The 16,809-nt window shown below is 35.7% G+C and carries 13 protein-coding genes; 5 read left to right on the forward strand and 8 right to left on the reverse strand.

Annotated elements, in window-relative coordinates:
* Window positions 1-308: 308 nt before the first annotated feature.
* The 5 genes from I5818_RS25115 to I5818_RS25135 all read right to left on the reverse strand — a co-directional run bounded on the left by I5818_RS25115 (window position 309) and on the right by I5818_RS25135 (window position 6,705).
* A complete protein-coding gene (locus tag I5818_RS25115) occupies window positions 309-1,031 on the reverse strand; it encodes an amino acid ABC transporter ATP-binding protein (protein WP_058006161.1) in 723 nt (240 codons plus the stop codon).
* A complete protein-coding gene (locus I5818_RS25120) occupies window positions 1,028-1,681 on the reverse strand; it encodes an amino acid ABC transporter permease (protein WP_058006160.1) in 654 nt (217 codons plus the stop codon). Before I5818_RS25120 ends, I5818_RS25115 begins: the two co-directional genes overlap by 4 nt.
* Before the next feature lie 96 nt (window positions 1,682-1,777).
* Window positions 1,778-2,599 (reverse strand): basic amino acid ABC transporter substrate-binding protein, encoded by an 822-nt coding sequence (locus I5818_RS25125; RefSeq protein ID WP_058006159.1) that lies wholly within the window; start codon window positions 2,597-2,599, stop codon window positions 1,778-1,780.
* A 331-nt stretch (window positions 2,600-2,930) separates the two neighbouring features.
* Complete coding sequence (gene abc-f, locus I5818_RS25130) at window positions 2,931-4,739, reverse strand: ribosomal protection-like ABC-F family protein (RefSeq protein ID WP_078109313.1); 1,809 nt, start codon at window positions 4,737-4,739, stop codon at window positions 2,931-2,933.
* Between the two features lie 538 nt (window positions 4,740-5,277).
* Window positions 5,278-6,705, reverse strand: a complete 1,428-nt coding sequence (locus tag I5818_RS25135; protein WP_078109312.1) for an amino acid permease — start codon at window positions 6,703-6,705, stop codon at window positions 5,278-5,280.
* A gap of 204 nt (window positions 6,706-6,909) precedes the next feature.
* Between I5818_RS25135 and I5818_RS25140 the strand changes: the two genes are divergently transcribed.
* Window positions 6,910-7,749, forward strand: a complete 840-nt coding sequence (locus I5818_RS25140) for an HAD family hydrolase (protein ID WP_078109311.1) — start codon at window positions 6,910-6,912, stop codon at window positions 7,747-7,749.
* Between the two features lie 110 nt (window positions 7,750-7,859).
* On the opposite strand, the gene I5818_RS25145 is transcribed toward I5818_RS25140, so the two are convergent.
* Together I5818_RS25145 and I5818_RS25150 are read right to left on the reverse strand one after the other, a co-directional pair.
* On the reverse strand, window positions 7,860-9,533 hold the full coding sequence (locus I5818_RS25145; protein ID WP_071976356.1) for a methyl-accepting chemotaxis protein: 1,674 nt from the start codon (window positions 9,531-9,533) through the stop codon (window positions 7,860-7,862).
* Window positions 9,534-9,705: 172 nt separating this feature from the next.
* The gene (locus I5818_RS25150) at window positions 9,706-10,605 is read right to left on the reverse strand and encodes an NAD(P)/FAD-dependent oxidoreductase (protein WP_071976355.1); all 900 of its coding nucleotides are present in this window, start codon (window positions 10,603-10,605) and stop codon (window positions 9,706-9,708) included.
* A gap of 94 nt (window positions 10,606-10,699) precedes the next feature.
* Between I5818_RS25150 and I5818_RS25155 the strand changes: the two genes are divergently transcribed.
* From I5818_RS25155 to I5818_RS25165, 3 genes are all read left to right on the forward strand, one after another.
* Entirely contained in the window at window positions 10,700-11,602 is a 903-nt protein-coding gene (locus I5818_RS25155) for a nuclease-related domain-containing protein (protein ID WP_058006153.1), read from the forward strand.
* A gap of 752 nt (window positions 11,603-12,354) precedes the next feature.
* Entirely contained in the window at window positions 12,355-13,608 is a 1,254-nt protein-coding gene (locus I5818_RS25160) for a dicarboxylate/amino acid:cation symporter (RefSeq protein ID WP_390883600.1), read from the forward strand.
* Between the two features lie 140 nt (window positions 13,609-13,748).
* The gene (locus I5818_RS25165; protein ID WP_078109309.1) at window positions 13,749-14,219 is read left to right on the forward strand and encodes a hypothetical protein; all 471 of its coding nucleotides are present in this window, start codon (window positions 13,749-13,751) and stop codon (window positions 14,217-14,219) included.
* Window positions 14,220-14,378: 159 nt separating this feature from the next.
* Here the strand turns inward: I5818_RS25165 and I5818_RS25170 are convergent, their stop codons facing one another.
* Complete coding sequence (locus tag I5818_RS25170) at window positions 14,379-16,103, reverse strand: ABC transporter ATP-binding protein (protein WP_058006149.1); 1,725 nt, start codon at window positions 16,101-16,103, stop codon at window positions 14,379-14,381.
* 165 nt (window positions 16,104-16,268) lie between these two features.
* On the opposite strand from I5818_RS25170, the gene I5818_RS25175 reads away from it, so the two are divergent.
* On the forward strand, window positions 16,269-16,790 hold the full coding sequence (locus I5818_RS25175) for a hypothetical protein (RefSeq protein ID WP_071976350.1): 522 nt from the start codon (window positions 16,269-16,271) through the stop codon (window positions 16,788-16,790).
* Window positions 16,791-16,809: the final 19 nt, after the last annotated feature.

Genomic DNA, 16,809 nt, shown 5'->3' on the forward strand with positions numbered 1-16,809 from the left:
TAATTATCTATTTTAGTGTTCTTCATAGAGATAAGTAAAACGAAAACTAATTATCATTTAATATGTGACAGCACAACTCTTTTCATAAATAATAGCTCAAACATTATTATTCATTGGTGAAGCTTTTCTAGTAAAGAATGGTTCAAATTCTGAAAAACCCGTCACTACACTAGAAGTGAGCTGCAAACCTTCCATAGAACCTCCGAACCCCTTTTTAGGTATAGATACCGACAGTAGAGATATTTAAAAGCAATAAACAATTCGAAGACAGCCAAAATAAAAAAGATAAGATCATTTAATCTTATCTCTTATAATACTTTACCCAAAAACGACTTTGTCCTCTCATGCTGAGGATGTTCAAATAATTCCTTTGGAGTATTTTCTTCGACAATATATCCTCCGTCCATAAAGATCACACGATCTCCTACCTCTTTTGCGAAGCCCATCTCATGGGTAACAACGACCATTGTCATCCCTTCCTTCGCTAGCTGTTTCATAACTTCCAACACTTCCCCTACCATCTCAGGATCAAGGGCAGAGGTAGGCTCGTCAAATAACATGATCTTTGGTTCCATTGCTAAAGCCCTCGATATCGCAACACGCTGCTTCTGTCCACCAGATAACGAATCAGGATAAACATTCGCTTTATCTTCCAATCCGACTTTTTTTAATAGTTCCATCGCTTTGGATTTTGCTTTATCTTTATCCCATTTTCTGACCGTCATTGGAGCCATCATAATATTTTCTAATACTGTTTTATGAGGGAATAAATTAAATTGCTGGAATACCATTCCAACCTCTTTGCGAATATCATTAATGTTAATCTTTTTTGCCGATATATCCGTTCCTTCAATATATACATGGCCAGCAGTAATCGTTTCAAGCAGATTCAAACAACGGAGGAAAGTGGATTTTCCTGAACCAGAAGGTCCTATCACAACTACAACTTCTTGAGGCTTTATCTCTATATTAATATCCTTTAATACTTCATTTTCACCAAAGGACTTTTTTAAATTTTGAACAGAAATCATTCTTTTGCAAACCTTCTCTCTAAATATTGAATTAGGTAGGTTAATGATAAGGTTAGGATAAGATAGATCACCGCAACGGTTAAATAAGGTTCCCACACTCTCATATAGGCCCCTTGTGCAGCACGCCCCCAATATAAAAGTTCTGGGGCAGCAATGATAGCTGCTAAGGAGGACTCCTTCAATAATACAATAAACTCATTTCCAAGTGGTGGAATCATTCGTTTAAATGCCTGTGGCAAGATAACCTTTTTCATTGCCTGTACATGACTCATACCTAATGAACGGGCTGCCTCCATTTGTCCTTTATCTATCGACTGAATTCCTGCGCGGAAAATTTCTGCGATATATGCAGCAGAATTAAGAGATAATGCAACAATTGCTGAAATAATCGGATTAACTGGTTTCATAAAGATTGGCATGACACCAAAATGAATAATGAGAATCTGTACAAATAGGGGAGTACCTCTAAAAACATTAATATACCAAATGAACGGGAAGCGAATTAGCTTCTTTGACATCTTTCCCATTCCAATAAACAATCCGAGAATCAACCCTAACACGATTCCTGCAAGTGATAATGCGATTGTAAGTAATGTTCCTTTAAGGAAAAAAGGTAAATATTCCTGAACAATGTCAAATTGAAAATTCATAGTATTGCTCCTTTTTGAAGGGTCAGATATAAAGAAGGGACTGTCTTATAGGTCGGACCCTATGATTTACATGACAGTCCCTATTCTTAAATTTACTTACTTTTCTTGTGCAGCTTTTAATGTATCGACATCCGGCTCTGTACCAAACCACTTTTTGTAAATTTCTGTATATGTTCCATCATCCAGGATTTTATTCAATGCTTGATCAAACTTTGCTTTTAACTTACTATCCTTATGGAACATGATTCCGTAATATTCCGGTGTAAAGTTTGTTCGATCATCAATCGTTTTTACATTTTTATCAGGATTTTTTTCTACATATTCTTTCGCAACGGCATAATCCGTTACCACTGCTTCTACATCACCATTTTCCAATGCCATGAACGCCATAGCTGAAGTTTCATATTTTAATATATTCTTATTATTTTCCCCAAATAAGGCCTCACTTGCCATTTGGCCCGTTGTTCCATTCTGTACCCCAATCCTTTTATCCTTTAAATCCTTTGCATTCTCAATAGGTGAATCTTTTGGAGCAACAATCATATTAATAGATTCAAAATAAGGATGTGAAAAGTCATAGGTTTTCAATCTTTTTTTATTAATTGTTATCCCTGCCATACCGATATCAATACTTTCATCCTGAACACCAGCCATCATGGTGTCCCAACCAGTATTTTTTATTTTCACTTCATACCCAGCCTCTTTTGCCACAGCATTTAAGAGATCTACATCAAAGCCCGTAACCTTCCCTTTTTTCATAAATTCAAATGGTGCAAAAGTAGCCTCTGTACCCACGCTCAACGTTTTATTATCCGAACCATTTGAGTTTGCTTCCTTCGAACCTTGTCCACAAGCTGAAAGTATAAATATACAACATACTATTAAAACCATACTAATTTTAGCGGTCATTTTATACATATTTATTCATCCACCTTAATTTTTATTTATTTGTTAGTAAAAATAATAAACTGTAAACCTATCTTTTTCAACACTTATTTTTATATTTCATATAATTTCTATTATTCAATTGCATAAATTATGCATACTAAATGCATAATTTATAGGATAAATAAAAGGCAATCATTAATGGAACAAAGATTAGTTAAGTAGAAATTAATTGAAGCTCGAATAAAAAAGGCATCAAAGCGATGCCCTTTTATTGTCAATATAATGTTTTGTTCTGCCCACCGATTTGGATATGAGTCATATTTTTCTTGTATATGTGGAGACAGATTTTCAATAATAGAAACTATTTCCTATATTCTTCATCTAGTTTTGCGATTTTTTGTTTTAGATCCATCAGCTTTTGCTTAAATATTTCTTTTTGCTGTTGGTCATCAGGAGCCTCTTCGGCAATAAGGTTTGTAAGCTGAAGTTCAAGGATACTTTTTTCGTTATTCAGCTTTTGAAGTTCATTGGATGCAGGGGCTGTATTTGTCCACTCATCATAGGTACCTGGATAGTCCACTGTCTCTCCATCCCCTAATGCAATGACTCGATTAGCTACCTTTCTCAATAAAAATGAATCATGAGAAACCATTATCACTGCACCTGGATACATAGCTAAAGCTTCTTCAATTCGTTCCCTCGTTTCAATATCCAAATAATTCGTTGGCTCATCAAATATAAGTAAATTGGCCTGTGAAAAATAAAGCTTCACAAAAGCGACGCGACACTTCTCACCCATGCTCAAGTCTTTTACCTTTTTAAACACATCCTCTCTATGGAAAAGGAAACAGGTCAATATCGTTCTCGCCTCTGTTTGTGTCATGTTTGGTAAGGATAGAATCTGTTCAAGGATGGTCTTTTCTCCATTCAATCCTTCTAATTCCTGCATGAAATAGCCAATTTTTAATTGCGGATTTCTCTTCACTTCACCAATGCAAGGCTCTAATTTCCCAGTTAATAATTTTAATAAAGTAGTTTTTCCAGTACCATTCTGTCCAATAATGGCTATTCGATCACCGCGTTTTACAATTAAAGAAAGTTGATCAAAAAGAGGGAGCTCACTAGAATATGAAAAAGAAACATCTGTTAAAGCCAACATCGTTCTACTCGAAAATTCTTCCGCGTCTATGCTGTAATTTAACTTTTTGGATTCAACGGGCTTTTCGACCCGATTGTTTTCCAAACGTTCTAAAGCTTTTTCTTTAGCTTTTAGTCGCGTCATATTTTTATTGGCTTTTTTCTTGGCAAAAGGATCCCGTTCACTTGCCGCTGCATGTGCTTTCTCAAACCATTGTCTATACTGGTTTACTGCTTCCGCTAACTTTTTTCTTTCAGTTTCCTGTTTTTGGTATTGGGCCTCTAGTGTTTTTTGCTCAAACTGCTTTTGCTCACGATAAAACGAATATCCTCCCTCATATTTTTTTGTTCCTTTATTTGTTAACTCATAGGTTACTGTCGCTACCCGATCAATAAATTCCCGCTCATGTGAGGTAAAAAGGACTGCTCCTTTATATTGCGAAATCCAGTGGACAAGCCAATCGATAGATTCTGCGTCCAAGTGATTAGTCGGTTCATCTAAAATTAATAATTTCGGCTGCTTCACCATAACTCTAGCAAGCTTTGCTCGTGTTTTTTGCCCCCCACTCAATGTTAAAAAGGATTGTGCCCAAAGTTGTTCCGGCAAGCCAACTTTATATAGTTGTTTATCAATAGCTGCCTGCCAATCATACCCGTTCAAATCTAGATACTGTTGAAAGTTTTCCATATAGTCTTCAGCGAAATTACTTTCAGTCTCATATTTCTTTAATTTCCTTTTAAGTTCATATAACTTTTCATTTTCCTTTTCAATAAACTCTCTCATTGTTATTTGACCATCGTCAATGGGTACTTGATCCATCCAACCAACTTCATTTGCTTTCAATTTTGATTGAATGATTCCTTTAGTAATAGGGATTACGCCCATCAATCCTTTAATGAAAGTTGTTTTTCCTACTCCATTATTTCCGATTAGGGCAATCCGTTCGCCTTCACATATTTCCAATGAAGCCTTTTCAAACAATGTATTTGCATTTATTTCAATACTTACATCTTCTGCTTTTAATAAAAACATAAACAGCCACCACCTTCTTTTTTAGGCTCTTTTCTCAAACATTGTTGCTATTTAGGTAATGTTTTAACTAATAAAACGGATTTAAGATCGGCAAGTCGCTCATTCCACTGAGTAAAGTGCTGCAAACTTCATCAGACCTATGAACCGTTTTTTAAGTGTAAAAGCCGGTAATTGGGCTTTAACACAAGCAACAAACGATAGGAAAACAGCTTTTTTAGCACAAAAAAAACACAGGGCATCTGCCTGTGTTTAAAGTAGTGATGGTTACAAATTTGAAGAACTCAAAAAAACTATAGTTCTCCTATAATCATACCGTTCCTTTTAGAATTGAAGTACCTAAATATAGACATACGTATCCTATCACTTGCCTCAACAGGCAGAGCCACTTTTTCGTATAAAATTATTTTCGAAAAAAGTGTAAGGAAATCATAATGTCTAATTTAGATACCTCCTTCCATGTAGTTACCAATAATATACCCCATTTGTCAGAAAACATCAACTCTATGCCTGAAAAAAGGGCTTATCCAATAAAATAACTTTACGCATATGTTTCTGTCTCTACTGGCTCTTCTTCTTTTGGGTGTGAATTCCTCATGATCATTGGATATAGTATTAAACCTATTACAAACAAACCAATTCCTAATAAGAAGGTCTTCATGTCGGCTGTTCCTGTTTTAATTACCCATATAGAGTATACAAAAGCTAGCACTGTAATGATTCCATCCTTCAAGCGAGAGCCTGATATGACATTATAGGTTTCACCTGTAATTACTAGCTTCATTTGATAAATTGCTGACACTAAATAAGGAATCAAATAAGCAAGAGTTGCCACAACGATAGCAAAATTATAGGCTTGAGTAACTGTTCCCGAGATAGTTGAAAATAGAAATATTTGTGTCATTACATTGGTGATTGTTAAAGAATTCTTCGGACTCCCTGTTTTATTCGTTTTGGCAAAAACAGCTGGAAATAATCCGTTCTTTGCAGCCTGATAAGGGACTTCAGAACTTACAACAATCCAACCAACAGTTGATCCAAATAGTGAAATAAGAGCTAAAATGGCCATGATATACGTTCCATTACTTCCAATTACTTCTCCAAGTGCATCCACCAATGGTTTTTGTGATTCCCTTAACGCTTCTTGAGATAAGGCACCCATCGTTAGTAGGGTAATTCCGATATAAATAACTAAGGAAATGACTAAACCAAGGATCGTGGCAGTTTTCACATCCCTTTGTGATTTCGCCCGATTTGAAAGCATAACAGCAGATTCAATCCCTATAAAAGCCCAAAGAGTAGCAATCGCTGCAGAATTTACTTGTCCACCTAATGAAAAAGATTTCCCTGAAGCATCGACAAATTCCTTTGCACTTCCTAAGTTTGCTTTATCAAAGATGAAAAGTGTAAAAATAATAAATAACGCAAAACCTATCACTTTTGTAATTGTAGCCATTAAGTTCATTTTCCCGGCACTATTAAAGCTTTTAGAGAGAATCCATTGAATCCCCCATAGCATAATCGAACAGATGATAAAGGTGATCGTTTTTCCATACTCTAATTCGAAGGACCCTAATGAGAACAAGACTTTTTTACTTTGCATAATTGGAAAAAAGGTAGTTAAATATCCTGCAAATGAAATAATAACAGATGCTGTGGCAGCCCAATTTGCAGCCCAGTAGCCCCATGCCATACTATAGCCTGCAACTTTACCTGCTTTTGGTGAAGAAAATAAGTTTTGTGCATAACTTTGTGGACCAGCCTTTAAATTAGGCTTTCTAATCGCTAGGTTACCAAAAACAAGGGCAATCATAAATACACCTAAACCAGTAGCCACCCAAGCAATCGTAGATCCCAATGGACTTGAAACTTGAGCTAGATTAGCTGGAAGCATGAAAATCCCGCCACCTACCATATTCCCTACGACGAAGGTTGTTAATATCCACAGTCCCCATTTATTGTTATTCATGCTGCCTCACCTTTCTATATATAAATTCTATAAAACCGAATATCTCTATTAATTTGTTATCATTATATAATATTCCTTTACTTTAGTAAAGTGGTAAATTAATAAATTACTAAACAATAAACAATCTTTCCCTCTATATCACATGGCTTTTTTTGTATAATAAAAAATGAAATACTCTATTTGCTGTAGGGAGAGTTGAAGAACATGCAAGAAAATAACAGATTAATCATATTTGATTTAGATGGAACTTTATATGAAGACACACACCACTTTGATTATTATGCAAAAAAACTATGTGAAAAACTTAATGAGCCGAAAAGGAAACTGTTTACACATGATTACCAAGCAGTACTAGAAGGAAAGCATCCATTAAAAATGGGAACAATTTTTGATGTGGAAAAAGATCTTATATTAACCCAGGACCACGGAATGGTAACCTATGCCTGTACATGGGAAGGGGAGCCACTAGAACAAGAAAACGTAGAAAAACTTTATCCTTCTACTTTAAATTTTGACTTCCACTCTATGTTAAACATCGGAGATCTATGGTGGGTTCCAGCGGCAATTGCTAGACATTATGGGATTACCAATCAATATGCGGAATGTTCCTTTATAGAAACTCGTGAATACATGATGTCCCCGAGGTTTCAAATGAAGGAAGTCCCTGATTTTAAACAGGTGCTTAGACAATTAGCAATTCACTCAAAGCTCATTTTGCTAACAAACTCCCCGAAAAGAGATAGTGAAGTACTCCTATCAAAACTAGGTTTCCAACACCTGTTTGATAAAAAAATCTTTGATGGGAAAAAACCTATGAAAACGAAGGACCATTTGAGGATGATTAAAGAGTCTTATCAGGTGGAATATAACCAAATACTAAGTATAGGCGATAATGCTATTAATGAAATTTCTCCCGCGAAGGAATTAGGCTGCCAAACTATTTTAATTGACCCTCATGGAATTAGTGTACCTTCGCAGGCAGATAGGATTGTCCGAAATTTAACTGAACTCGTTGATATATTAAAACAAATAAGCCAATCATAATTTTATAAGATAATAAAAGTATCCTTTTCTTTGGAGGGGTTCTTTTATTTGTCTTAGGCTGGTTTCGTATCGTTTGTTGTTTTTGTTAAAGCCCTACTGCCGGCTTTTGCTTATTTGTTCACCATACTTTGTATAGTAAAATTTTTGAGTGTCTGCTCTAATTTATTTGATAAATCATTCAATGCGGCTGCTTCATTTAGCATTTCTTCCATGGAAGCTTGTTGTTCTTCTGATGCAGCTGTCACTTGTTGTATCGATCTTGCAAAATCCTGAGATATCGCTGAAATATTACTTATTTGTAGAACCCCATCCTTTGTCTGTGAATGAACATGACTCACAATTTTTGAAACATCTTCTGTCTCACCAGTAACAACACTGACAGCATTCGTGATATCTGCAAATGCTTCTTCTGTTTGTTGCACCATATCAATTCCTTCTTTTAGTTCTGCTAACCCGTTTTTCATAGCCATTACCACATCTTCCGTTTCGTTCCGTATTTCATCAGTAATTTCTTTTATTTTTAATACAGCTTGTCCCGACTGATTAGATAGTTTTTTCACTTCTTGTGCTACGACGGAAAAACCTTTTCCATGTTCACCAGCACGAGCTGCTTCAATCGTTGCATTCAATGATAATAGATTCGTATGATTGGCTAACTCTTGAATGAGATTGAGAATATGGTCAATCTGATTGGACTTTTCATTTAAAGCATGAATCAATTGGGCTGTACTCTCTATTGATCCATTAACTAGCTTTATTTGTTCAACTGTGCGATCTACTAACTGATTCCCAGTCTTCGCTTTTCGAAATGCAATTTGACTGGACTCTTTTACTTTATGAATGGAATGAGAGACTTGATCCATCTTGTTAGCAATTTTAAAGACGTCATTGGTAACACGTTCCGCGGACTTAACTTGTACTTCGGATCCTCCTACTACCTCTTCCATCGCAATAGCAATTTGTTCTGATGCAGATTTTGAATCTGAGGCTGTCATTCTCATTCTTTCAGATGATATTGTCACTCGATTTGCACTTTCTTCTAGTTGATAAATGATCGAGTGCAGGCGATCCACCATTTGATTAAAACCTGATTCTAATAAATTTAGCTCCTTACTAGAATGGCTTAATCCAATTCTTGCTCGTAAATCGCCACTAGAGACTTTCCCCATTAAATCTTTTAAATATAGGATTGGTTTCGTTACTCTCCGAATGGTAAAAAAACCAATTAGACTGGCGATTATTACTGTAATTGACGTTATCAAAACCAACATTATTCTATAGCTATTTACTAGTTGTAAATAATCATGATCTTTCAATGCAATGATGTAGTATGCCCCATCTAACTCTACTTGTTGAGCGAAGGCGATCATCATCCCTTGATCATGAATAATCCCTTGTCGTTGTTGAATAATTTGCTTGATATTATTTTTTGAAAGCTTTGGAATTGTATCACGGTATTCCGTAAATAGCTCAATGGTTTGATCCTTTGTCAGTTTAAATTGCATAGGAGACAAACTAGATGATCGAAATCTATTTTTATTTTGAGTTAAAGCATAGGTTAGCTTTTTATCAAATTGCTGTTTAGGGACAGTGGCTTTTAACATTGTAATTTTTTCACTTATTACTTCTACTGAGGCTTGTAGCTGTTGTTCTATCGATTGAACCGTTATTTGCTTATTTTTTGTATAACTAAAATAGGCAATGATTACTGAGGACAAAATAATGACTAGTATAATAGGCAAAATCAAAACAGTTCGCAGGCTAAGCTTATGAAGAAATGGCATTGTATCTTTCCCCTTGGTATAATTTTCTTATCTCTAAGACTTTTATACTATTCATTTGTTAAGAAATTGTAGAGGAATTATTAAGTTTTAATGTTTAAGTTCTCTTTTAGGAAAATAAAAAAGCTCGAAACCCAATTTTATTCTGGTTCAAGCTCTTTCGTATATTTTTTAATTACTCATCTGACAGTAAACTTTTATGTATCCAAATCGCTGCTTGGGAACCCTCACCCATAGCAATTGTTACCTGCTCTGAATGTGCAACAACATCCCCCGCTGCCCATACATGTTTTATATTCGTCATTTTCGTTCGTGAATCAGTGAGAATATGCTTGTTTTCATGTAGTTCTACCCCCAACTTTGATGCGAGCTGTGAACGAACCTCATTGCCTCCAAGTGCGACAAAAGCATATTCGCATTCTATTTTCGTTCCATCTTTTAATACTACACCCTTAAACTGTGATCCTTTTGCCATAAATTTATCGATTATTTCCTCATGGTAGATAATGTTCTTAGATCGTAATTCAATTTGATTTTGCTCACTGACTTCTCTTTTTTCATGATTAATATACATGATTTCATTTGTCCAATATGATAATGTTAAAGCCATATTAGCCCCTACATCTCCAGAACCGATAACAACTGTCTTCTCATTTTTCACTTCATACCCGTCACAATCAGGGCAAACAAATACACTGACACCTAAGCAAGGATAAATTTCCGGAAAAGAAGGTAGGCGATCCATAATTCCTGTAGCCAGTAACAGACGTTTTCCAACTATTTCTTTCCCATCTTTAATCGTACAAACAAAATTATTCTCTTGATTTTCAATACTCATTACTTTATTCTGTACAAACTCTACACCTAAATCTTCCGCTTGATCCCGGCCTACTCTTCTTATGAATCCTCCACTAACCCCATTAGGCCAGCCTAAAATATTATGGTAAGCCAAACAAAAATTGGATCTGCCGTTATTCGAATCAATCACAACAATCTTATGTTGATACCTTCCCAATTGAATAGCCGCCTGTAATCCAGCGATTCCACCACCAACAATGACACAGTCATAAATCAAATTCATTCCTCCAGCTCTAAAGTTTAATTATATTTTTTCCAATCTCGCTGAATAATGAACTGGTAATTATTTTTTTATAAAAGGAGAGGTTATTATGATATTAAAGCCACGCTACGAATCATTAGAGTTAGAACTTCTGAAGTATCTATATAAGAGAATGAACTTATCGGAAAAAGATCATTTGAATTATTTAAACTTGAATAAGGGCTTCATAGGAGAACAGCACTTTGATGAGTGGTTACACCATTTACCGGATAATTGGCTTATCCTGAATGATCTACTCTTTGAATTCTCTCATTCTCATTTCCAAATTGATTCAATGGTTATCACCAATTCGACAATCTATATATTTGAGGTTAAAAATTACGATGGGGATTATTATATGGAGGATGATCGATGGTTTTCATCTTCTGGATCAGAGATAAAAAACCCTATCCTCCAATTAAAACGAACTGAAACCTTACTACGTAAACTACTCCAAGACCTTCAATTAAATATGCCAATTAAAGCCCATGTTATATTTATTAACCCCGAATTCCACCTGTATCACGCTCCACGGAATCAACCCATTATTTATCCAACACAAATACAACGATTTTTTAATCGGATGATGACCACTGCAGCATCAAATACATCTTCACGACATACTCAATTAGCAAAGAAATTAATTTCACTGCATATCGAAGAATCACCATATACTCGAATACCAGAATACACTTTTGAACAACTGAAAAAAGGAGTCATTTGTGCGAGGTGTGGTGGGTTTATTGGGGACTTTCATAAAAAGTTAGTAATTTGTAAATGTGGTTACAAAGAAAATGCTAGCACTGCAGTTTTACGATCAATCAAAGAATACACTACACTTTTTCCAAATAATAAAATTAATACAAATGCAATTTATGAATGGTGTAAAATCATGCCGAAACGAACAATCTCTAGGATCCTCTCACAAAACTTTAACATCATTGGACATGGCCAGTCCTCCTATTACATTTAATTTCTTTATAGAATGCAATTAGGACTTCATCCATCATGAGTCTTATTGGACTTCTAATCTGAGGCACATTCTTTTTGTATTATTCTATAAATGTGTCTCAGTGTTTTTTCTTTGTAATGTGTCTCCACTTTAGCCTTGGATACACATTATTGCTGTTTTCCCTTTGTAATGTGTTTCCACTTCCGCCTTGGTCACACATTTTTGCTGTTTTTCGCTCGTCATGTGTCTCCACTTACACCTTGGACACACATTGTTGCTGTTTTTTCTTCGTCATGTGTTTCCACTCGCACTCCTGACACACATTGTTGCTGTTTTCCCTTCGTAATGTGTCTCCACTTCCGCCTTGGACACACATTGTTGCTGTTTTTTCTTCGTCATGTGTCTCCACTTCCGCCTTGGATACACATTTTTGCTGTTCTTCCTCCGTCATGTGTCTCCACTTCACTCTCTGACACACATTGTTGCTGTTCTTCCTTCGTCATGCGTCTCCACTCGCACTCCTGACACACATTTTCTCTGTTTTCCCTCCGTCATGTGTCTCCACTCACCCTTCTGATACACATTTTTAATGCCTTTCCTTCATAATGTGTTTCCACTCACCACCCTCCAACACACTTTTCCCTGTTCTTTCTTCCACGCATGAACTTGTAATACATTCCAAGGACAGCAATATCAACTTTTTATTGTCAAACCTATCTTTTCGGATGATAATAATGAATTAGGCAAGTATAGAAAAACAAAAGAGGTGTGACATCTTGGGAAGGCTGCTATCAAATTATAAATCAACGTTTCTTTTGCTATTTTCCATCATTATTGGCGGAGTAGCAGGAGTCGTTTTTGGATCAAAGGCAACGATTGTAAAGCCATTTGGTGATTTATTTCTTAATTTAATGTTTACCATTATTGTTCCGTTAGTATTTTTCAGTATTGCTTCAGCAATCGCGAATATGAGCGGAATGAAGCGACTTGGAAAAATTATGGGGGGTATTTTTCTAGTTTTTGTTATTACTGCACTCATTTCAGCGATTTTAGGTTATATAGGTGCTGTTATTGTTGATCCATTAAAAAACACAGATGTATCTTCTATAAAGAGCATTATGTCCGATCCGGGAACTGATTCAAATGCAGAGGATGTTACTTTCCTGGGACAACTTGTGAAGACCTTTACCGTTTCGGATTTTTCAGAGTTATTTTCGAAAAGTAATATGCTTCAGCTCATTGTTTTTTCTATTTTATTTGGATTAGCAACAGCAATGGTTGGAGACAAAGGGAAGCCTATTGCGAATTTACTATCCTCTGGCTCTGCGATCATGATGAAAATCGTTAAGTTCGTTATGTACTATGCCCCAATTGGGCTTGGCTGTTATTTCGCAACAGTCATTGGTGAGCTAGGACCGCAAATTTTAGAGGGATATGCCCGTGCATTTGTTCTTTATCTAGTTTTGACTATAGTTTATTTCTTTGGTTTCTTTACACTGTATGCATTTATTGCAAGTGGCAAGGATGGGGTAAAAGTATTTTGGAAAAATGCTATATCTCCTGCTGTTACAGCGATTGCGACATGCTCAAGTGCTGCGTGCATCCCAGTAAACCTTGAGTCAGTTAAAAAAATGGGCGTCCCTACTGATATTGCGGAAACCATTATTCCTCTTGGAGCGAATACGCATAAAGATGGTTCGGTATTTGGGGGTGTCCTAAAAATCGTCTTCTTGTTTAGTTTATTCGGGAAAGATATGACAAGTGTTTCTGGGATACTCAGTATCATCGCGGTTTCGTTTTTAGTTGGGGCGGTAATGGGAGCCATTCCAGGTGGAGGGATGATTGGCGAAATGCTCATCCTTAGTGTATTTGGATTTCCACCAGAGGTACTACCAATTATTGCGGTGATTAGCACCATCATAGATGTCCCTGCAACATTACTGAATTCAACAGGAAACACCGTCTGTGCGATGATGGTCAGCCGATTAGTAGAAGGGAAAAATTGGCTAAAAAGAGCTTTTAATTAGAGGTTGTCTAAAAGGTCAGACCCCATAATACAAACAATATTCAGATGGGGTCTGACTCCTAAATAGACAACCTTTTTTTGTTGCTAAACGGAGTATGTTATAATTATTCAATTAAATTTATCACTAAACATGGAGGCATTATGCTTACTTTTGAAGAAAAACTGGCAATCATTGAATCCTTTCCACAATTAAAAAGAAAAGATGTTTCCCTAGGAAGAATTAATTTTCACTTTGAGGAAAGTACATCTGACAAAAAGAATATTGTTTATCATTTACATCCTAACGGAAATGGCTTTGTCTATGCTGAGCATTTACTTGGGTACCCTACGAACGATAAAGGGATGGTGAACATTCGCGATTTTTCTGAAGATGAACTTCGTCATATCATTGAAAAATCAATCCAATCTCTAGAACCAAAAGCCATAGAAGATATCCAAAGCGATGAGGAACCATTTGAAGAAAAGTGGATCAATCGAAATAACTTTACATTAGTTCTTTTACATGAGGATGATATGTGGAATGTGTATGCAGGTTTAAACCTAGATGGGACTTTTAATTCTTACGAAGAAGCTGCAGAATATTTACATGAAGAAGGATTCTCAAGAATATAAATAATTATGATGCTATTTAGATTAAGTTTTAACTATATTGCTTGTGAATTTAAAAGCTGGTAGTCATACATTTACAAAGCAACAAACAATACGAAAACAACCAAATTAATAAAGCTGCAACAGCCATCTGTTGCAGCTTTATCTATTTAACAACAAAACTTAAACGCCTTGCTGTTGATATTGCACATTGTGTAATCTAGCAAATATACCGCCTTTTTCGATTAATTCCTCATGCGTACCTTCCTCAGCAATCCCCTCTTCTGTGACAACCATTATGCGGTCAGCACTCTGAATCGTTGCAAGCCTATGGGCAATAATTAAGGTTGTACGGTTTTTTGCAAGTTCATTTAATGCTCGTTGTATGATTCTTTCTGTCTCTGTATCTAAGGCAGAAGTTGCCTCATCTAGTATTAAAATTGGTGGGTTTTTCAAGAACATTCGAGCAATAGCAATTCGCTGTTTTTGCCCTCCTGAGAGCTTTAGTCCGCGTTCACCAATTTGAGTCTCATAACCCAATGGAAGTGAATGAATAAACTCTTCTAGATGGGCCTTTCTTGCGGCATCGACGATTTCCTCTTCTGTCGCATCTAACTTTCCATATGCAATATTTTCTCGTAATGTACCTGTAAAAAGGAATACATCCTGTTGAACAATACCAATATGAGAACGTAGTGATTGTTTCGTCATTTGACGAATATCGATGCCATCAATTAATATTCTTCCTTCATTCACATCGTAGAATCGTGGAATTAATGAGCAAATCGTTGTCTTCCCTGCACCAGATGGTCCTACAAAGGCAACGGTCTCTCCCGCATGAATGTTTAAGTTGATTCCCTGAAGCACTGGTTTATGCTCATCATATCTAAACGTTACATTATCAAACTGGATATCGCCGTTGAGATATGGAACCTCCTTAGCACCTTTAACATCCTGTACTTCTGGCTCCTGATCAATAAGGTCGATAAAACGCTTGAATCCTGCCATTCCCTTCGGATAAAGCTCCATAATCGCACTGATTTTATCCACCGGTTTAAAAAGAACATTCACATATAAAATAAAGGAAACAAGTTCTCCGTATGTTAAATGATGATTAAAGCTAAGCCATGCACCATAGATTAAAACGACGAGAGTGATCAGCCTAGTCATCATATAAATTCCTGAATTGGTAAATGACATTACCTTATAACCTGTTAGCTTTGCCTTTCTAAATCGACGGTTATTCGTTGTAAATCGAGAAATTTCATAGTTTTCATTTGTAAAGGATTGTACAACTCTTACTCCTGATACACTATCCTCTACACGTGCGTTTACATCTGCTATCTCGCCATACATTCGTTTCCAAGCTTTATTCATTTTTAGATTACACACCGTAATCAACCAGACTAAGAATGGTAGAATAATAATGGTCACTAATGCTAATTTAACATTAATTCCCAACATAATCCAAAATGCTCCCACAAATGTCATTATTGCAATAAACATATCCTCTGGACCATGATGGGCTAGTTCACCGATATCGAATAAATCATTCGTAATTCGACTCATAATATGTCCTGTTTTTGTATTATCGAAAAAGCGAAATGATTGTTTTTGTACATGTTGGAACAATTGCTGTCTCATATCTGTTTCAATATTAATCCCCAGCTTATGCCCCCAATAATTCACTATATATTGTAAAAAAGTACTCATAATATACAGTACAAGCAATCCGGCACCTACTGATACAATGGTTGACCAATTCCCATCTGGTAGTAAGCTATCAATAAACCACTGTACAGCAAGCGGAAACCCTAATTCTAATAAAGCAACTACTACTGCACTACAAAAATCGATAGTGAATAATTTTTTATGCGGCAAGTAGTAAGAAAAAAATCTGCGTAACATGCTGCACCCCCATTTATTTCATTCGTCTTTAGCGATTATAAATTTTAAATGGAAATGTCGCAATCAAAATGTTCGAAAGAGAAAATATAGCTCGAATCAATTTACCTAAATATTCTGATTTCACAACAAATTATGGTAGAATTATTACTATGGGGGTGTAAAGAATTGAAAAAGAACTTTGTTTTTATTCCGATCATCTTTGTCCTTGCACTTGTTTTATCCTTTATGTTTTCAGAAAAGGATCCATCTAAAACAGAAAAAGCTATTCAACCAGTTAATGAGAAATTTGAGCTAACAGAAAAAGAAAAGAACAAAATATTACTTGATATTAGAAAAGCTTGCAGCAAACTAATCAATTTAGTTTCTAGTAAAGATACTACTACCGAAGACTATGATAACATTCTACCTAATTATTTTGATGAATCCTTCCTTTCTACTTTCAAAGAACAAATTTTAGAAAAAGTTAAAAATGAAAATAACATTGTAGATAGACAATTCCTTACCTTGCCTCTGAACCTCGAAGAATATCCATCCTACACAATTATATCGAACAATAAAGTTAAAGTGGTTTGGAGCAAAGTCCCATTCCCATCAAACCCCAATCAACTAGCAACAATTGAAATTACTCTTATTAAACAAGATGACCAATGGAAAATAACTGATTGGTACAGCATCCTTGAAAAATGACGGGCAAACAGAAAACGGC

This window comes from Heyndrickxia oleronia (assembly GCF_017809215.1).
Classification (GTDB): Bacteria; Bacillota; Bacilli; order Bacillales; family Bacillaceae_C; genus Heyndrickxia; species Heyndrickxia oleronia.